The sequence below is a fragment of the Paenibacillus sp. FSL L8-0641 genome (genome assembly GCF_038006265.1).
Classification (GTDB): Bacteria; Bacillota; Bacilli; order Paenibacillales; family Paenibacillaceae; genus Paenibacillus; species Paenibacillus polymyxa_D.
Genome location: NZ_JBBOUW010000001.1, coordinates 4,693,237 through 4,712,328 on the forward strand (window position 1 = coordinate 4,693,237; position 19,092 = coordinate 4,712,328).

The window sequence follows — 19,092 nt, forward strand, 5'->3', positions numbered from 1 at the left end:
CTCATAATTGGTGAACCCTGTCTACAGATGCTATTATGGATGTTATACATTAAAGTGTGAAGTACGCACTTCAATGTACTGTAGGTACTTTAAGGTTCCTTAGTGCCTTTTGTACTACAGATCGGAGAGGGGGAAAAGTCTATGGAAGACAAAGCCAAAACCTATATGCTCGGGATCGAGGCAACTTTGGAGGTCATCAGTGGAAAGTGGAAAGGCATTATCCTACACCATTTAACCAACGGCAGAAAACGTACATACGAACTTCGTCAACTCATTCCGAAAATCACCCAAAAAGTGCTCACCCAACAGCTTAGAGAGCTTGAAAAGGATGGAATCATCCACCGCATCATTTATAACCAAGTTCCCCCCAAAGTGGAATATGAGCTTAGTGAATATGGATGGGATTTTAAAGATCTGCTTGATCGTTTTTGCTTATGGGGAGAGGATCATTTGGATAGGATCTATGGAGATAAAACAAAGGTACTGGAAGAGTATTCTGCTAGGGAGGAAAAAAACGCCAAACAAGCACCACCCCTTTAAGGAGGCGTGCTTGTTTGAAATACTATACCTAAGCTGTGTACCTTGTTTATTCACCAGTCTCCGAAAATTTCCGAATACGAGCCCCTACTTCATCCCGTACACGCTGGAATACGCTCCATTTCTCTTCTTCTGTTCCTTGTGCTTTAGCCGGATCATCAAATCCCCAATGTTCGCGACGAACGTGCGGAGGTGTGATAGGACATTTATTAGCAGCATCTCCGCACAAGGTCACAACTAAATCCGCACCATTCAGCAAAACAGAGTCAATAATATCTGAAGTTTGACCGGAAATATCCAACCCTACTTCATTCATCGCTTGCACCGCTTTAGGGTTAAGGCCGTGTGCTTCAATACCCGCACTGTATACATTCCAACGGTCTCCCAAGTATTTTTTGGCCCAGCCTTCTGCCATTTGACTGCGGCAAGAGTTACCAGTGCATAAAAAGTAAATTGTCTTTTTTTCCATCATTACCGTCTCCTTCAATGTTCCATTATGAAATGATTAACCATAGATATAAGCCCAGTAGGGTCATAAAAAGTGTAGGAATGGTTAAGATAATACCTGTCTTAAAATAAGTACCCCAAGAAATTTTTACGTTTTTCGAACGGAGCACATGCAGCCACAACAACGTGGCTAATGAACCGATCGGAGTTATTTTCGGTCCCAGATCAGAACCAATGACGTTAGCATAAATCAACGCCTCTTTGACCATACCGGTTGCATGGGTAGCATCAATGGCAAGCGCATTAATCATGACCGTAGGCATGTTATTCATGACCGACGAGATAATCGCCGCAATAAAACCCATGCCCATGGTGGCCACAAACATACCTTGATCGGCAGCCGCCTGAATCACATGAGACAGAAGATCTGTCAAACCCGCATTACGTAGACCGTACACCACAACATACATCCCAATGGAGAAAAATACGATAGCCCATGGAGCACCCTTGATGACTTCTTTCATCGGCACTGCAGGGCTTCTACGCGCCATCAATAAGAAAAAGATAGCAATAATACCAGCCACCACCGAAACGGGAATGTTAAAAAATTCGCATGCAAAGTAGCCAACGAACAAAACCGCGAGAACGATCCAAGACATACGGAACATTTTTGGATCTTTAATCGCTTCCGCAGGCGTGATTAATTGTGCCGTATCAAACGTTTTCGGAATTCTTTTACGGAAAAAAAGATACAGTACTCCTATACTGGCTGCTAAAGAAAATAAATTAGGTACAATCATGCGACTCGCATATTCCATAAAGGTGATCCCAAAGAAATCGGCTGACACAATGTTGACCAAGTTGCTGACCACAAGCGGAAGCGAGGTCGTGTCTGAAATAAAACCGCTCGCTATAATAAAAGGAAAAATCATTTTCTCATCCAATTTAAGTGCCCGAACCATCGCCAGTACAATCGGTGTCAGTATTAAGGCCGCACCGTCATTCGCAAAAAAAGCAGCAACAACGGCGCCAAGAATGGTCACATAAACAAACATCCGGGTTCCGCTTCCTCGCGCAGCTCGTGCCATATGAAGCGCCGCCCATTCGAAGAAGCCGATTTTATCAAGTACCAACGAAATCAGAATAATGGCTACAAAAGCCAGTGTCGCATTCCAGACAATATGAGTAACTTCCCAAACATCATGCAAATCGACGACACCCACCAGCAAGGCGAGTATGGCACCGCCACAGGCAGACCATCCGATGGACAGATTTTTAGGCTGCCAGATCACCAATACTAAAGTGGCTAAAAATATAATGCATGCCAACAAAATCAATGTTCTAAACCTCCAATATATTACCTTATAAACATATACTTATATAATAGCACCGTTATCCCTCAAGGAGATACACGGAACTCTCTTTAGGATGAACAAGCTGAGGAATCCGGTTCACAAAATGTGATCGGCTCCTCTTTATTCAGCCATTTTAAAATTTGCTTGGAGTCTGGCATACGCTCAAGAACAGCTTGAATATGCGGCTTGTCGTCTACGTTTAAGGAATAGTATACCCACTGACTTCGTCGTTCTTCTTTTACAATCCCTTGCGACTTTAGTTTTCTCAAATGTTGGCTAATTGCTGGCTGCGACATATCAAAGATATCTACAAATTCGCAAACACACCATTCTCTTTCTCTTAGCAGGGAAAGCATGGCCAACCGGGTTTTATCCCCCAGTAGCTTTAAATGATCGGCTACATAACCAAGTTGCTCCAATGTGTGACCTCCTTCCGCTTATATAACTACATGCTTATATGCTAATGGAGTTCAATCTTAATATCAAGAACCGAATAATACTTATTCGTTTACCAATTGCAGAATCCAGTCTTTTATATCAACGATTCGCAGTGTTTTGGGGCGTGTATTCGTTCCGGAAATAATTAATGGGACAAGGGAATCCTTTTCATGCAGCGATCCATGAGCACCTCCACCGATGTGGGTGGGAGAACTTTCACCGACGAGTTCATATCCGGGTTGGACCGTGACGACAACATATCTTCCTTCATGTGAATTCATTGCCCCGTGTAACCTCGCCAAAACGTCTGGATATTTTCCATACTTGATCCGGTTGTTATTCACCTTAATATCCACAAGGTCCTCTTCGCCCGACAAGGTCCACGATTGTCCATATTCATCGATGAATTTTCCACCGGGATGATAAGAAAACAGCTTACCCGTTTTCCCCTTTGTAACATGAATATTGTTTTTACCATCTTTCATAGCGATAATGTCGAGCTTGTCCTCATTTTGTAAAAACTTCACCACGTCAGATAACTCCACCTTATCGTTAATCGCATAGATATACGCCATTCGTTCATTAGCGGCAATCACGATTTGGTCTTCAGTTCTTACGGGTTGATTTAATTTTGCAATGCGGTAATGATTCAAAAGAGGCCTTATATCAACCGTTGCTGCCTGTCGATCATCATAAACCGCACTTTGTCCACTGTCACCCATGACAATCCATATCGCATTGTTTACAGCCTGTTCCCACGAACCATATGCGTTCAACACAGTTTGCAGTGCTTGATCTGCTTCTTCGATTCCCTCCAGTTGAGTCGGGCCCTTTCTATGCGCCAAATTATCATTCTCTGGAAAGTATGTGATGGTTACGTCTGGAAGTTTCTTCTGGCTGATTAGAAAAGCGGCATCTTTTGCGGAAAATTCGTCGTTCATCCCAAATTTTTTCCACAAAGGAGTATTCCAGTTATTTTTCGGATTCAATTGTGCCAGAGCTGCATAAGATAACCATTTAGGCCCTGTTACTATCATTTTTTCTGGCACCCTGTTGCTATTCGCTATGAAGTCAGGCACTTTTAAGGCATGTTTCGTTTTCCCTCTAAAGACAATAGCATTGATGGACGCGGATTCTTTTCCTTTGTCAGCCAATTCCTCATGTATGGTTTTCGTTTTTTTGTTCAAATGGACTTGGTTTAATTGGTAAATTGCGTCTAAGAATACTTGTAGTTGGTCTATCTTTAAGGCTTCTTTGGCACCATTGCCGTAGAGAATCATGCGTTTCCTTTGGTTGCTGTACCAAACGAGTCCGGGCACATGATGTTGGTCTGCATACGTTCCCGTTAATAATGTACTGTCGATTGTCACAGACATCGTGGGAAATGAACTCACTACATGCGGAAAATATTGCCCTTGATTTAAGAGATATTGCATTGCGGGTGCACGGCCTTCTTGAATTGCATCTTGCAAAGGCTTATCCATTAAAGAATCAATCAAGATCACAATGACAGGTTTTTTGCCCATTTGATTTACTGTGATAGGTGGCTTCACACTTTGTTGTTTTAGCTGTTGACTGGAGTCCGCTCTACACCCCAAGACCAACAACAATAAACCTAGCACTAGTGCTATGGTAACTTTATTTTTCATGCCCATGTATGTGTCCCTTTCTTAGAAAAACTTGATCCTCTTATTTTTTTCTTGTACTAAAAAAATTATTCCTGCATTGGATCATCGGGACAAAGGTATCTCATACAAGCAATTAAAGTTACACCTCCATGAATTTTTTGGATCTAATAGGCCAAATTTAAGATCAAACCATTCAGGGAGGGAACATAACCATGACGACTACAAACATAAACGAATACTCCATGCATTATATGGATTCCGGTGAAGGAATGGCCATCCTATTCATTCACCCTCCAGTACTCACAAGCTTAAATTTCACATACCAAATCCAAGGGCTATCGCCCCATTTTCGAACCATAGCTTTTGACATCAGAGGACACGGTAAAAGTCAGCCTTCCGAACAAACGGTTACTTATCCTCTCATCGCCCAGGATATTAAACATTTGATGGACCGGTTGAGCCTGGATAAAGTGTTTTTATGTGGATATTCTACCGGAGGTTCGATAGTACTTGAATTTCTCTTGACTTATCCGGATCGGGCATGGGGAGGCATTGTTATTAGTGGAATGTCGGAAGTCAACGAATGGCGGCTAAAAAACAAAATTTCTTTGGGCATTGCTCTTTCCAAGATCGGCGCAGTCGGTACGATTGCGCTCTCTAATGCTTGGTCACAAACGAAACAGCTATCTTTGTTCCGTAAGTTATTCAACGATGCGAAACAGGGAAATCCTAGGAATGTCGAACAATATTACCGTTACAGCTTGAAGTACAATTGTACCTCACGGCTCGGAGAAATCCACCTTCCTGTCCTGCTCGTTTATGGTGAAGCGGATAAGCACTTTCATCCCTATGCCAAAATATTGCATCAACAATTACCGAAGAGTGAGCTTGTTTTCATCGAAAAAGTCGATCACCGCCTTCCTACGAAGGCCGCCGGATCATTGAATGAACTGATTAAGCAGTTCGTAGATCGCTTCAGTCTTTAAGGCAAATTCTACAGGAGAATTCCGCATACACATCTACACCCCACTCCTGATACTGTATCTTTGCCTGTATATGACCTTGCATATGACCTACTCAAATAAGTAAAAAATAATATATAATATTTTATACCATGTAAATATACAAATTATGCTAAGTTCATATATAGTTTAGATGGGATAGGTATGTATTATTCTGCTTCTAAATCTGAAGGGGTGTAAAAATGAAATGCTAAAGCGTATTCAAAATCTTTTTGTTATACCTAACTACCCATTGTTCATGATCTGCATGTTATTGCAAGGCATGGCTATATCCATCAGCGCACCTTTTTTAGCTGTATATTTTACAAGTACACTTGGCGTATCTGTAGGAACCTTTGGTGTGTTTACAGCGGTGAGTTTGATTTGTGGCATATGGATAAGCTCTCTGATTGCCAAACGTTCTGATACCGGATTAGATCGCAAACAAATTTTGGTGATTTGTACGTTATTTAATGCCGTAGCCTTTGCAGGATATCTTGTAATCCAAAATTTTTATGTGCTTTTTGTTTATATGACGATCTTTACGGCCATTGGTGCTCCTGGGATGCCGCAGTTATTTGCCAGTGCACGTGAAGCAGTAAATCGCAGTAAATCTGCGGATCACGCCTTTGCGAATTCAACGCTTCGGTCTATGTTTTCTCTTGGCTTTATTACCGGGCCGCTTTTTGGTTCCTTTTTGATTGCACATACGGGCTTTAAGGGTATCTTTATGGGAACGACCTCTATTTTTGTTCTCATTGCTGTGCTTCTATTCCTTTTTATCAAGCAGCCTCCCGCTCAACTTAAACATAACAATCAACTTTCACTTCATCACATTACATTACATAAAAATATTGAGATTCTGATTCCCTTTTCCGTTCTTACTCTGCTCTATACGTCTCACTGGATGAATAATTTGAATATTTCCTTGTTCATCATTCACAATTTACAAGGCGACACGAGTGACGTTGCTCTAGTATCCAGTATTTGCGCAATTGTAGAAATCCCCTTGATGCTCATGTTAGGCGTACTAGCAGCTAAATACTCCAACCGTTTGCTTATATTTTTAGGAGCATTAACTGGAGTTGTCTATTATCTCCTTGTCCTTATGTCTACGGAGATGTGGCAGCTATTCGTGGGGCAGCTTCTTCTAGCCTTCTTTGTTGCAGTGATTTCTGCCATTGGCATTAGTTACATGCAGGATTTGTTGCCCTCTCTTCCAGGGTACGCATCGACGCTATATTCCAATGCGACAACCATCGGAAGACTGGTGGGGAGCTTGATGGGCGGATTAACCGCTCAATGGATTGGTTACCGAAACAGCTATTGGGTATGTTTGGCCCTGATCATCTGCTCCCTTGGTCTTCTGGCGATTTCAAAGAAACTAGAGTTTGAAAAATCTGCTACTTTAAAAGAAAGGAATCACAGTATATAGACTGCCGCTTATTTTTCTATGGTAGAGAAATGGCTCATGATTGTATCTGCCGCATGACTGTACCCACCAGCCTGGCGTAATGATTCGCCAATCACATGAGCCTGTTCTTTATAGGTTGGATGACTCAATACCTCTAATAAGGCAGCTCTCAAACTAGCGGGTGTAAGCTCATTTTTATCCACAACAACACCCGCTCCCAGTTCCTGCACCCGACTAGCTACGATGGGCTGATCCGATGTTAAAGGAATCATGACCTGCGGCACATTGTAATACAGTGCTTCACTTGTACTGTTCATCCCCGCATGTGTAACAAAAGCGTCCACATGCTGGAGCATTTCCAATTGCGGAATATAAGGTTTGATTATAAAATTGTCAGGGATACACGGGGCCAGTGGCTCCATATCTGTATAATTGCCTGAAGACAGCACAAACTGCACAGGCAAATCGCGAAATGCTGCAAAACAAAGCTTATAAAATTCCAAGTCTTTATTCAAAATAGTGCCCATAGAAATGTAAACCACCTGTGGATGCAGAACACGAAGTTGTTCGAACGGGAAAGAAGGAGCATCTTTACGCGGTACAATAGAAGGACCTGTAAAAATAAAACTGTGATCCAGTTTTTCGGCTTGCGGTTGAAAATAGCGGCTTGTATAAACGATTCTTAAGTCCCCGCCATGAGGAGCAATCTCTTCTATAGCCGGAGTGTCAACCTGAAGCTCATTAGCTAGTTGATGCGTTATTTGCATCGTAGCCGTGTATAACTTCTTTACCTCCGGATCATTGTCATTCATGCCTTGCCCCGATCCCAATGGCTCTACGAAAGCAAAAGAAGCGATAGAGCATACAGCAGGAATTCCTAGCTTCTCTGCAATAATCGTGCCTCCCCAGCCCATCAATGAATCATAGATTAAATAATCATAGGTTCTGTTTTCGATCACTCTCAAAACCTCTGGAATAATCGGAAGAATCATACCTTTTACCATCATGTATACAAATTGATAATGATGTTTGTATTCTGCTGGCTTTAAATCAGAGTCTTTGGAAAAAGCATCATCCACAAAAGGGTAGGTGATCATCTGCGCTCCTGTCTGTTGAATTCTCGTACGATATTCTTCCGTACACACATAGTCAACATCCTCCCCACTGTCTACCAACCTTTTCACTAATCCTAGTGTCGGATTAACATGGCCTTCAGCAGGCGTGATCACTACTAACACACGTGCCATACGTTACACCTCCAAAATCAAAAATAAATTACAATTTGAAATAAATACACTTTAAACATAGCAAACATTTACCATATAAACAAGTATTTTCAATACCTAAAAATTAAATATGTATCCTCCACTCAAACGATAGAAATAAGCGAGGCTGAACGCTAGAAGCGCTTGCCCCGCTTAACCACTGAACATCAAATTTAAAGACGCCAATCCCAATGATCTGGTCCACTCAGAACAGCTTCAACGGTGTACTGGCTTGCTTCATCGGCAGTAAGCTGTTTGGCCCAAGGTACACGTTCGCTACTTCCTGCACCTGGTCCAAAGTTATCAAACTCTCCAAATCTTGCGGTCTGCTCATTGGATTCCTTGCCCCAATTATTCCAGCCGCCCGGCTTGATATGGTCATCCATATAGGTCTTCAAAAAAGTAACATGAGCGTGAGGGCGCCATGGCCGTCCGAGATCCACCTTGCCTGTTAAGCCATTTTCTGTTGTCAGACGACATTGAATAAATACAAAGCCCGGCTTGTTCTCTTCTGTTGAAGCTGCTGTCACATATCCGGCACGCAGGCTGTGTATGATCGAATTATCAAACACAGCGGGTGCATTGCCAAATATAAAATCTACACTGCCACTGATGTAGCTGTCCTTGAAATACTGTCTGCCACGGTTCACAAGCAACGTATCCTGTAGACCGGTAATTTTGACATTGTGATACTTACCACGATCGCCTTCAGCATATAACGCTACAGCCTGCACCTGCCCGGTTCCTTCTGTATTGGCAACCGTGACATTCTCCAACACAAAATCAGGACTTTGCACACGCATGGTATAGCTGTTGCTTGTTCCTAATTCTTTTCCATCCACCACGGTTTTGGCCGTATCATCAAAAGCAATGATCGTTTTATCCCGATCTTCTCCGATAATACTCAGGTTTTTCTTAGAGGAATTCACCTTTATTTTCTCACGATACGTACCGTTTTTGAGATGGATAACTGTCCTTGTATTGCTGTCGTCAGGGACTGCGTCAATAGCTGCCTGGAGAGATGTAAAGTCAGCAGGACCATAGGTCGCTACCACCACACTAGTAGGACGAGTTCCTCCTGAGTCTGTCAGGTTGCGGATGGTGACATGGCTGAATTCCGACGTATTGTAATTCCATACATCGTTTTGTGGTTTGGATGCATCAGTAGCCAACCCGAACAATAGCGGTTGATGATCCGGCACATCTATAACCGTTTCACCAACCTTCTCCCAGTTCGTCACACCATCTGCGGACACCCAGCCGGTAACCTTTGGTCCTTGTCGTACCAGACGAACCGAATATGGCGTTGTAATAAACGTCTCCATTGACGCACGTTTCGTCTTACCCTCCGTTTGATCACGACTGATAAGAATACCCTGTTTGCCATATTTAACAAATGCTAAAGACATAAAAGCCATTTTTGATCCAGGCTTCAGCGATTCACGAATCATTACACCCGCTTCGGCATTATCATCCACTGGGGTAATATGTTCCACACGGGCTGTAATTTCAGTGTCACCTTCCCATTTTTGATAAGCATAATGGAAAATATCTGCCTTACCGTCAACGTCTCCCGCTGACTTCAGTCTTATACTGCTGCCGCTTGCATCTTCTTTTAAGACCTGAGTATGCCCTTTTATATAACCATCATTGCCCTCAGAGCCAATCTCTTCGCTGAGCCAACTTCCCGACGGCGCAGTCGTATTGACGTGAATGGTAACAGGATTGGAAAATGCAGCATTCCCCTTGCGGTCGGTCACCCGTACAATAATATAATGGGTACCGTCTGTTACATGATTCCAATCGAGATGATAAGGTGCGGTCTCTACTTTTCCAGCGAGTTTGCCGTCAATGATAAATTCAACATGAGCAATACCATCTTTGTCCTTGGCTGTTGCTGTTATGGTCGCATCCCGGCCTGCTTCCAAAATATCGTTATGCTTTAGTGAACGTCCGTTTGCATCCGACACCTGAACGACAGCCTCTGGATTATTCACCTCATTTCCATTCGACAGCTTCTCAATAAGATCATTTAAATAGACCTCCAGATTCGTATAACCCTTGGCAAAATGAGCATACGCCCCTGTGCCGGCAAGCCCCTGACCGTTACGATCATCTGCATTATTGGGGTCCAGCCCATGGGCACGTTCCCATTCATCCGGCATTCCATCATGGTCACTGTCAGAAAGCTCCGTCGTCGTTACGTTAGAATCGTCATAAATCCACCCTGCTTCACGCGGAGAGTTAATAAATGCACCCGTTCCATTCTTCACATCATTCATAATTCGGGCGTCCACCGCATCTCTTCTTGGCAGCGTGGCTCCTGAGCCGGCAAGCACCTCCGTATATGCGGTTTGTGCATCTGTCGCTTGATATGGACCGTACGCATCGGGTGAGATTCCGTTGTCGTATTCCCCTCTGACTTCAATCGGCTCCGCCAAACGGGTGGACGGATCAATAATGGACCCAATGGATGTGCCAAGCTGCCAGTTGTCTTTCGTAACCGAGTCATTGCCGTACATATAGTTACCACCAATAAAGATGCGTGTTTTATATTTTTTACTACCCACGTCTACAAAAATTTGACCGCGAACGCCCTCATATGTGTTAAGGCCATACTTATAATAGTTATTTAGCACATTATACGATCCTTCACCACCGCCGTATGAGGAGAAAAATCCCCAGTTATAAATGACATTATTGGTCATTTCCACAGCGTCGATTTGTTTTTTATCGGTTGGAAAACGCGGATTACGGCTTGCATTGTGAGCCAACAAGTTATGATGATAGGTGGAATTTCGTCCACCCCATATGCCGCCATAGCCGTGGCGACCTTTCTGGTGCGTAGTCATTAGCATACTTTCGGACGCAATGGACCATTGTACCGTTGTATTGACGTTGTCATACAGGCTCAGTACCTCATCCACCGACCAGCTAAAGGAACAGTGATCAATCATTATATTTTTATGGTATCTGGCTCCTAACGCGTCATCCTCACTGGGGTAACGGTCGGTCAATCGGAAACGCAGGTAACGGAGAATGACGTTATCTGCATCAATCCCTGTTGTGTAATCGCTTACAGTTATACCGTCGCCAGGAGCTGTCTGACCCGCAACCGTCAGGTTGTTTCCCAAGATTTTAAGTGGCTCCTTGAGATGAATCGTTCCACCCACCCGGAATACGACCGTCCGATTATCGGAGCTGACCGCTGCGCGAAGAGATCCGGGTATGATCTGCTCCCCTTTGCCGTAGTCTGCCAGCGTGGTAACCTCATACACTTCACCTCCGCGTCCACCGGTAACATATTTACCGCCACCCTCAGCCCCCGGAAACGCCGGAATATCCGTCGCCACTTTTGCCATCTTTGCGTTCTCTGTTCCTATCGCAGTTTCCGCTTGGATCAGCGGCGGGCACAAGGACAACAACAATGAACCCACAACCATATTACATAGCACCTTTTTCCATGTACGCTGCTTGCTCATATTCTGTTTCCTCCCTAAGATTTTCTTCCACATCAGCGCATATTTTTATAAAAACACGATCCGAGACGTTCAGAAGCGCCTTCACCTCCTTTCATCAATCTTTTCTGCTTTTATCATTGGCAGGTTGTCATATATACTGTTGATGTATGAATGCGCTTACTTATCTTAATTTGTAAAGGAAGAAGCACATGAATGAAATGAAAGAAGATAAATATGTCATTGGCGAACAACAATTCTCCATTCATCACATCTATCGTACCGGTTTCACAGTTATGCCCCGGCCTCATGTCCACGAGAACTATGAGCTGTATCTCTTACTGCGAGGCGAACGCATCTATTTTATGAATGGCAAGGTATACACCGCTCGCAAGGGGGATCTGATATTCATCCTTCCTCATGACTTGCACTCTACCGCCAGTACGCAATTGCAGGAAACAGAGCGCATTTTGATTCATTTTTCTCCGACGTTTCTCCCACAGCAGGATCATGACATTCTTGACCTGCCGCCATATCAGCAATCCGCGTTACTTCGCTTACCTGCGAGAGAGCAAGTGGAGGTTGAACGTTTATTCCTACAGATGAATACCGAATGCAGGAATAAGCAGCCTCTGCATGACCGTTGCGTACAGCATTTACTGCTGGAAATGCTTATCCTGGTGCACCGATCGGAAGCGATCGAGCGTAGTGAACCTGTCTCCTCCCATCCCATGCATCAGAAAATCACGGAAATTTCTTCTTTTATTCAGGATCATTACAATGAACCGTTAACTCTCGAACAAGTGGCTGCCTGCTTTTTCATTAGTCCAGCTTACCTAAGCCGTATCTTTCTAAAGTTGACTGGTTTTCATTTCAGCGAATACATCCGCGTAGTGCGGGTCAGGGCGGCCCAAACCAGACTTCGAACCACCAAAGACAAAATCCAGCATATTGCAGAGGATGTCGGGTTCGGTCATGCTTCCCACTTTAATAAAATCTTTAAAAAAATAACTGGGCTCTCTCCTCTTCAGTACCGCAAGCAGGTTCGGTAGATATTCAGTGTAAAGAATTAGACGCCAATTTTATACCTCCGCTCTTGTCTTGTTTTTCCATTTTTATATCCACTTGCTCTTTCATGGAACTAAATACAAGCCGCGTTGGAATAAGTAAAATGCACAAAAAAACCATACTTCGCTGCAATGCGTGCACCGAAGTATGGCTATTACATAGTCATTTTACATCTTTAAAATTATAAATTACTCTTTCTATGACCATTATTGCAATGCTTTAATATCCTGAATCAGCAATTCAACATTTTCTTTCTTCGTAGCCCAACTGGTACAGAATCGAACTGCACTATGTGTATCATCAACCTTTTCCCAAAAGGAGTAAGTATATTTTTCACTCAATGCCTTTAGTATACGATCTGGTAAAATCGGAAACTGCTGATTGGTTGTAGAACGGTATTGAAAAGAAAAACCTTGCTCAGATAATCCGCTTTGAAGCAGCATTGCCATATCTATAGCGTGTTTGGAGATTTCAACGTATAAACCGTCTTCAAACAAAGTTTCGAATTGAATGCCCAACATTCTTCCCTTAGCCAGCAGTCCTCCTTTTTGCTTGATCATATATCGGAAATCTTTTTTCAATGTATCATTTAGAATGACTACGGCTTCTCCCATCAATGCTCCAATTTTTGTCCCGCCAATATAAAACACATCGCAAAGCTGTGCTATATCCGCTAAAGATGCATCGCTATCTTCGGCCACCAAGCCATAGCCTAATCGGGCTCCATCTATGAACAGTGGTAAACCACATTCTTGACAGACTCTACTTAATGCTTCCAGCTCTGCTTTGCTATAGATCGTTCCATTCTCAGTAGGTTGGGAAATATAAACCATCCCGGGCTGTACACTATGCTCAGGAGCGGCATCATTCCAGTGAGCGTCATACAAATCTTGTACCTGCTCGGCCCGGATCTTCCCATCCCCGCTTGGCAAAGTAAGTATTTTATGTCCAACAGCTTCAATCGCTCCGGTTTCATGAACGGCCACATGTCCAGAAACTGCAGCAACGACGCCTTGATGCGGACGCAGAATAGAAGAAATGACGGTGGTATTGGTCTGTGTACCTCCAACCAAAAAGTGTACATCCGCATTTGGGGAGTCACATGCTTCTTTAATATATGCTCTAGCTTTTTCACAATGATCATCCACACCATAACCTGGAGTTTGTTCATCATTCGTCTCCAGTAGTCGCTTTAATATGCGCTCATGGGCACCTTCGGTATAGTCGCATTCAAATCGTATCATTCTGTATCCTCTCCAAATTATCCAATTTCTTCTGAATTAACAACATAGAAGCATGCAATTCTTGTATCTCTTCTTCTGAAAGTCCTTGAACTAATTTTAGAATTTGTTCATCAGACCTTTCATTCAGTTGGTTATAGAACGCCTTTCCTTTAGGAGTCAAACGAATCAGATTTGTTCTATTATCCAACGTTGAATTTTCCTTAACAAGAAAGCCCTCTTTGCAAAATTTAGCAATGATCCTACTCATATAGCTGCGATCAATTTTAAGAGATTCAACTAGAGTATTCGCTATACATGGCTCGATCAACCCGATCTCTATAATGACACGGGCCTCGGTAAAGGAATATCCGCTATCCAGCACATGTCTATCCAAAACACCCAGTATATTCGTATAGAACCGATTAAAACGCCTCATATCCGCTATGATATTAGCATCTATATTGACCATAACTCCCCCTATTTAGTGGACTTTTGCAACAATTATAGTAAAGATTTTTGTGGACTATGTCAATGAAATAAAAAAACCGTACATTAAGACTCTCGCCTAATGTACGATCCTGTATTATATATTTACCTACAAGGTCAATGAACTATCGCTATTTATAGCCTTTTGCTTCTTATGCTTCCGTTTCAGCTTCAGATGAGCTACGACCATATACAGCGTCGGAACTACAAACAATGTTAAAATAGTTGAAAAAATCAGTCCGAAAATAATGGTTGTTGCCAACGGTTTGAACAAGATCTCCCCGATTGTGGCAATAGGAATCATACCCACAATGGCAGTTAGCGAAGTAAGCAAGATCGGACGGAAACGGGCAGAGCATGCCATTAGAATGGCGTCTGTTAAATCAGCGCCTTCACGCCGCGCATCTTCAATAAACTCTATCAGCACGATACCGTTACGCACGACGATACCAGCAAGTGAAATGATCCCCATAATACTCATGAATCCAATGGGCATCCCTGAAATAAAACTTCCAAGGATTCCCCCTGCCGCTGCCAGATAAACAGTAGTCATAATAATGAGCGGTGTGGACACCGAGTAAAACTGCATGGTGATCAAGAGGAGAATAAGGAAAATAACAATAACAGCTAATTTGCCCAAGTCCTTAAACATATCAGACTGCGCAGATGTTTCCCCTCCCATCTCCCAGGTGTAGCCTGGTTCAAACTGGGTATTTGTAAGTTTGCTACGGATATCATTAGTGAGTTCTGTAGCCGTACGCCCATTTCCATTGGCTGAGATCGTTACCGTCCGTTCCAGATCATAACGGTGGATTTGTTGGATGGAAAAGTCCGGTTTCATCGTGGCTAATTGGGATAAAGGTATTTGCTCCCGTGCCGCATTGTTCACACTTAATTGTTGGAATAATACCTCAGGATCTTGGTTTGGTTTGTTCATGTATATATTGACATCAAGCAATTCCTTACCCGTATCAAAATCCGTTACATTCACCCCGTCACCCATTAATAGCAAAGTACGCGTTAAATCGGAATAGCTAACCTGATATTTATCCAAGGCTTGCTGATTGATTTGGAAATTCAGATTATAGCTTTGCATACCCATATTATCGGTCACATCTACAGCTCCGGGTGTCCCCGCAACCATTTCTTTGACTTTAGTTGTCATGTTTTGCAGCTTATCAATGTCTTCTCCTTTAATACGGATAGACACCGCACTGCCGACCGGAATACCTAATTGGGGAACACGAATGCTGATTAATGCAGATGGATATTTAGCTTGTAGCGTATGGGTCCAGTTATCTACTGTTTTTTTGAGATCAAATAGCCCCTCTTTTCCAACGACAGCAATTTGGCCGTTGACCGCTCCCCCAGAGCCATGACCGCCTGCAACATCACTATACAGCTGAGGCGCTCCTCCACCTGCCGTTGCCGCCAGCCGCTCTGTTTCTGGCTGTTTTTTGACCCAGCTCCCAATCTCGTTTACAACTTGATTGGTTGCCTGCAACGACGTTCCTTCTGGCATCGTTACACTAATCGTGGCATCCGCTTGATCGGAATCCGGAAATAATTCAATGGGAACAACAGCAAGTAGTCCATAAGCTGCTGTACCCATCATAAGACCAATAAGCGCTGTTAACAGTGGACGTCGCAGTATTCTAGGCATCCAGTTTTTAGAGTACACATTGGATAGAGATTGTATTTGATTCCCCAGAAGTCCAGGTGGCTTAACTGTCTTACTACTCTCTTTTCCTTTACGACGTTGATCGTACCATTGACGGAAAATAGGAATAATTGTTAACGACATAATCATGGAAGCCAGCATCGTTAACGAAATAACGGTAGGTATCGGTTTAATAAAGTCACCAATAGTGCCCGGCAGGAATAAAAGCGGGGCAAATGCCGCAACCGTAGCTAGCGTAGCTGTAATGATCGATAAGGATACCTCTTTCGTCCCTTTAATGGCCGCCTCCGTAGCATCTTCCCCAAATTCAGAGCGTCGGCGTTCAATGTTGTCATTGACCACGACGGCATCATCAACCAATATCCCTAATACGATAATTAATCCGATGACTGAAATTTGATTCAGCGTGATTCCTGTTGTGGGTAAGAAAATAAAGCCGATGGCGATGGAAACAGGAATGGCCAAGGCCACAAATGCAGAAGTCAGCAAATTTAAACCTAATGTACATATAACAATGACCGATATAATAGCGATGATCATCTCTTTGGTCAGGTTTCCAAACATTTCATCGACTCGATCATTTTGCGCAAAAAGTAGCTCAAAATGTACATTCTTCGGCAAACCGCTCACAAGTTCATTGATTTTGGCTGTAGTCGCCTTAGATACCGTTGGCACGTCTGTGCCTGTATCTCCGCTCACACTGATCGAAATAGCAGGCTTGTTATTCACATACGTATAACTAGTCGCTTTTTTAAAAACAAGTGAGGCTGTCCCTACATCCTTCAGAGATATCGGGTATCCATCGTCATTGCTTGAAATCTGGACGTTATTTAGGATAGATGGATCCGTAGAGGCATTTACCGTCAGCTGATAAGTACGCTCATTGAAATCCATACTTCCTGTAGGAACTCTCTCATTCTCATTTTTGATTGCTTGAACAACCTGCTCCCAGGAGATGTTATATTGTTGCATCTTTTGTGTGTCTAAACTAATTCGTACTTCTTGATCTGGTATTCCTTGAATATTAACTTGCGAAACACCCGAGACCGTTTTTAATTGATCTTTCCATTTGTTCATCAATTCATTTAACGCGTATAAATTCTCAATTTTATCAGAAGTAATCGCGTATGAACCAATGAAAGAGCTTGTCATGCTATCATTAATAATGGGCTGCATCGCATCTGCTGGAAGCTCAGACTGTGCATCCTGTACCTTTGTACGAAGATCAGCCCACACCTTTGTCGGGTCCGCATCTTCAAAAGCATCTATCATTATACTAGATTGTCCTTTAGATGAAGTGGAAGAAATCGTTTTGACACCTTGTACGGCTTTAATTTTCTGTTCCATGACCTTAGTAATGGTTTGCTCGATTCTTTCGGGTGAAGCGCCTGGATAGATGGTTGTAACACTGGCTGACAAGGGAATAACATCAGGCTGCTCCTGTTTAGGTAACGATGTAAAATTGTAGAGCCCTAGCACAATGCACATGGCGAAGAAAATGAGTGTAATTTTTTGCTTTTTAACGATATATTTAATCATTCGGACGACTCCTCCGATTTCCCAGGTACACCATTCCCAAGTAAATCACCATTAAATAAGGTTCCTGCTCCTTGCGTAACGATTTGATCTCCTGCCTGTAGCCCAGAGACCACTTCGAGCTGATTATTAGTCACTTTCCCCAGTTTAATCGGTGTTTTGACAGCTTTTCCATTTACAGCTTTAAAGACATAAGGATCATTTCCCGTACTAATTACGGCCTCTACGGGCACTAAAAGCGCTTCGTTTTGATTTATGCTTTTAGATGCGCTGATGACTTGACCAGGTTTCCAATTCAGTTCGGGATTGGGAATGCTAACTTCCACATTGATGCTTCCCGTTTTGGAGTTCGTCGATGGATAGATCTGGGTGACGGTTCCTGTTCTCATTTCATCGTAGAGAGATATATTAACTTTTTGGTTTTTCTTCCACGATAAGATTTCACTGTCTGGTACGGGGAGGAGTACTTTTAAAGTCTTGATATTTCCGACAACAAATGCCTCACTTCCACTGGAGCCCAGTTGACCATCAGATATCTTTTTTTCAATCACAACACCAGTGATCGGGGAGGTTAAAGTCGCTTTTTTCAGTGACAAGGATGACTGTTCATAAGCAGCCAATGCATCCTCATAGGTAGCCTGTGCCTGAGCTTTACTGGCTAGCCCTTGTTGTATAGTAGCCCTAGCCGATTCCAGCCCTGCTCTGGCCTGATCTACGCCGGCCGAAGCTTGGGCACGCTGTTCCTGGGATGCCCCTGCAAGCAAAAGAGACAATTTCTCTTGCGCATCACTTAAGCTTTTTTGTGCGTTTGCTAATTCCAGCTGCGCATTCTCATTTTCCGTTAAAGATACCGCACCTGCCTGGAATAGACTTTGGGAGCGTGCGGCATCCGCTTTCTTCTTGTTATAATTATTAGTTGCTACAGTAACCGCATTTTGAGACTGTGCTATCTCCTGCTTTTTGGCGCCATTGTTCAATTCCTGCAATTTCGATTGGGCCGCATTGACCTGGGATTGCGAACTATGAATGCCCGCCTGTGCCGATTGGACAGAAGCCTCCGCTTGGCTAACACCAGCCTTTGCCTTTTCCATGGTTGCCTTTGCCCGATCCAGCTGCAACTGGTAATTGGATGTATCTAGCTTCGCAAGGACACTCCCTTTTTCTACTGAATCCCCAACCTCAACCATAGTGCTCAATATACGTCCATCCGCTTCAAAGGAAACATTGGCCTCATTACTTGCCTGCAATGTCCCCGCCAAATTAAAATCATTGGCCAAAGGTTTCATTGCAAGTTTCTCCACTTTCACCGGGTGACTGGCTTCTGTTACAGAGTTCTCCGTTACACTGGAGCAACCGGAAGCTACGATAGCTAATGCAACCCCTGCAATCATTATCCTAATTCCTTTTTTCTTCAACTTCATGTCATCCTCCCTGATTCTCTCTTCTAAAGGTGCTATCAGCAACCCGTGGGTCAAGTAAACTTTTTCATCCTTTTTTCATGTTATAACAATGAACAAACAAAAAAATCGTACAAAGGGGCAAGCACCTTATGTAC

General features: G+C 43.2%; 14 protein-coding genes. 4 read left to right on the top strand and 10 right to left on the bottom strand.

All coding sequences use genetic code 11. The features are described from left to right. Positions 1-141: 141 nt before the first annotated feature. Positions 142-540 carry a winged helix-turn-helix transcriptional regulator gene (locus tag MKY16_RS21340; protein ID WP_209949880.1) on the top strand — a complete coding sequence of 133 codons (399 nt, stop codon included), beginning with the start codon at positions 142-144 and terminating at the stop codon, positions 538-540. Between the two features lie 46 nt (positions 541-586). On the opposite strand, the gene arsC is transcribed toward MKY16_RS21340, so the two are convergent. From arsC to MKY16_RS21360, 4 genes are all read right to left on the bottom strand, one after another. Then, entirely contained in the window at positions 587-1,006 is a 420-nt protein-coding gene (gene arsC / locus MKY16_RS21345; RefSeq protein WP_340956936.1) for an arsenate reductase (thioredoxin), read from the bottom strand. Between the two features lie 25 nt (positions 1,007-1,031). After that, complete coding sequence (locus tag MKY16_RS21350; protein WP_245249103.1) at positions 1,032-2,321, bottom strand: arsenic transporter; 1,290 nt, start codon at positions 2,319-2,321, stop codon at positions 1,032-1,034. Between the two features lie 86 nt (positions 2,322-2,407). Continuing rightward, complete coding sequence (locus MKY16_RS21355) at positions 2,408-2,758, bottom strand: ArsR/SmtB family transcription factor (protein ID WP_318628112.1); 351 nt, start codon at positions 2,756-2,758, stop codon at positions 2,408-2,410. Positions 2,759-2,839: 81 nt separating this feature from the next. Continuing rightward, the gene (locus MKY16_RS21360) at positions 2,840-4,432 is read right to left on the bottom strand and encodes an alkaline phosphatase family protein (protein ID WP_340956939.1); all 1,593 of its coding nucleotides are present in this window, start codon (positions 4,430-4,432) and stop codon (positions 2,840-2,842) included. Positions 4,433-4,617: 185 nt separating this feature from the next. Between MKY16_RS21360 and MKY16_RS21365 the strand changes: the two genes are divergently transcribed. Together MKY16_RS21365 and MKY16_RS21370 are read left to right on the top strand one after the other, a co-directional pair. Continuing rightward, positions 4,618-5,391, top strand: coding sequence for an alpha/beta fold hydrolase (locus MKY16_RS21365; protein ID WP_340956941.1), 774 nt, complete (start codon positions 4,618-4,620; stop codon positions 5,389-5,391). Positions 5,392-5,614: 223 nt separating this feature from the next. Beyond that, positions 5,615-6,841, top strand: coding sequence for a sugar efflux transporter (locus MKY16_RS21370; RefSeq protein WP_340956942.1), 1,227 nt, complete (start codon positions 5,615-5,617; stop codon positions 6,839-6,841). Positions 6,842-6,849: 8 nt separating this feature from the next. On the opposite strand, the gene MKY16_RS21375 is transcribed toward MKY16_RS21370, so the two are convergent. Beyond that, positions 6,850-8,067, bottom strand: coding sequence for a macrolide family glycosyltransferase (locus tag MKY16_RS21375; protein ID WP_340956944.1), 1,218 nt, complete (start codon positions 8,065-8,067; stop codon positions 6,850-6,852). 191 nt (positions 8,068-8,258) lie between these two features. After that, positions 8,259-11,567, bottom strand: coding sequence for a pectinesterase family protein (locus tag MKY16_RS21380; protein WP_340956945.1), 3,309 nt, complete (start codon positions 11,565-11,567; stop codon positions 8,259-8,261). Between the two features lie 188 nt (positions 11,568-11,755). Here MKY16_RS21380 and MKY16_RS21385 point away from each other — a divergent pair, with 188 nt between their 5' ends. Then, complete coding sequence (locus MKY16_RS21385) at positions 11,756-12,595, top strand: helix-turn-helix transcriptional regulator (RefSeq protein ID WP_023990412.1); 840 nt, start codon at positions 11,756-11,758, stop codon at positions 12,593-12,595. Between the two features lie 222 nt (positions 12,596-12,817). On the opposite strand, the gene MKY16_RS21390 is transcribed toward MKY16_RS21385, so the two are convergent. The 4 genes from MKY16_RS21390 to MKY16_RS21405 form a co-directional block, all read right to left on the bottom strand. Continuing rightward, a complete protein-coding gene (locus tag MKY16_RS21390) occupies positions 12,818-13,855 on the bottom strand; it encodes a threonine aldolase family protein (RefSeq protein ID WP_340956946.1) in 1,038 nt (345 codons plus the stop codon). After that, the gene (locus tag MKY16_RS21395; RefSeq protein ID WP_340956947.1) at positions 13,842-14,303 is read right to left on the bottom strand and encodes a MarR family winged helix-turn-helix transcriptional regulator; all 462 of its coding nucleotides are present in this window, start codon (positions 14,301-14,303) and stop codon (positions 13,842-13,844) included. Before MKY16_RS21395 ends, MKY16_RS21390 begins: the two co-directional genes overlap by 14 nt. A gap of 126 nt (positions 14,304-14,429) precedes the next feature. After that, on the bottom strand, positions 14,430-17,540 hold the full coding sequence (locus MKY16_RS21400) for an efflux RND transporter permease subunit (protein WP_340956949.1): 3,111 nt from the start codon (positions 17,538-17,540) through the stop codon (positions 14,430-14,432). Then, on the bottom strand, positions 17,537-18,958 hold the full coding sequence (locus tag MKY16_RS21405; RefSeq protein ID WP_340956950.1) for an efflux RND transporter periplasmic adaptor subunit: 1,422 nt from the start codon (positions 18,956-18,958) through the stop codon (positions 17,537-17,539). The genes MKY16_RS21400 and MKY16_RS21405 overlap by 4 nt, the downstream gene beginning before the upstream one ends. Positions 18,959-19,092 lie beyond the last annotated feature (134 nt).

What these genes read in the sequence shown, in the direction of transcription:
- MKY16_RS21405 (WP_340956950.1), bottom strand. Translation starts at nt 18,958, where the DNA reads ATGAAGTTGAAGAAAAAAGGAATTAGGATAATGATTGCAGGGGTTGCA.
- MKY16_RS21360 (WP_340956939.1), bottom strand. Translation starts at nt 4,432, where the DNA reads ATGGGCATGAAAAATAAAGTTACCATAGCACTAGTGCTAGGTTTATTG.
- MKY16_RS21380 (WP_340956945.1), bottom strand. Translation starts at nt 11,567, where the DNA reads ATGAGCAAGCAGCGTACATGGAAAAAGGTGCTATGTAATATGGTTGTG.
- arsC (WP_340956936.1), bottom strand. Translation starts at nt 1,006, where the DNA reads ATGGAAAAAAAGACAATTTACTTTTTATGCACTGGTAACTCTTGCCGC.
- MKY16_RS21370 (WP_340956942.1), top strand. Translation starts at nt 5,615, where the DNA reads ATGCTAAAGCGTATTCAAAATCTTTTTGTTATACCTAACTACCCATTG.
- MKY16_RS21365 (WP_340956941.1), top strand. Translation starts at nt 4,618, where the DNA reads ATGACGACTACAAACATAAACGAATACTCCATGCATTATATGGATTCC.
- MKY16_RS21390 (WP_340956946.1), bottom strand. Translation starts at nt 13,855, where the DNA reads ATGATACGATTTGAATGCGACTATACCGAAGGTGCCCATGAGCGCATA.
- MKY16_RS21385 (WP_023990412.1), top strand. Translation starts at nt 11,756, where the DNA reads ATGAATGAAATGAAAGAAGATAAATATGTCATTGGCGAACAACAATTC.
- MKY16_RS21375 (WP_340956944.1), bottom strand. Translation starts at nt 8,067, where the DNA reads ATGGCACGTGTGTTAGTAGTGATCACGCCTGCTGAAGGCCATGTTAAT.
- MKY16_RS21400 (WP_340956949.1), bottom strand. Translation starts at nt 17,540, where the DNA reads ATGATTAAATATATCGTTAAAAAGCAAAAAATTACACTCATTTTCTTC.
- MKY16_RS21340 (WP_209949880.1), top strand. Translation starts at nt 142, where the DNA reads ATGGAAGACAAAGCCAAAACCTATATGCTCGGGATCGAGGCAACTTTG.
- MKY16_RS21395 (WP_340956947.1), bottom strand. Translation starts at nt 14,303, where the DNA reads ATGGTCAATATAGATGCTAATATCATAGCGGATATGAGGCGTTTTAAT.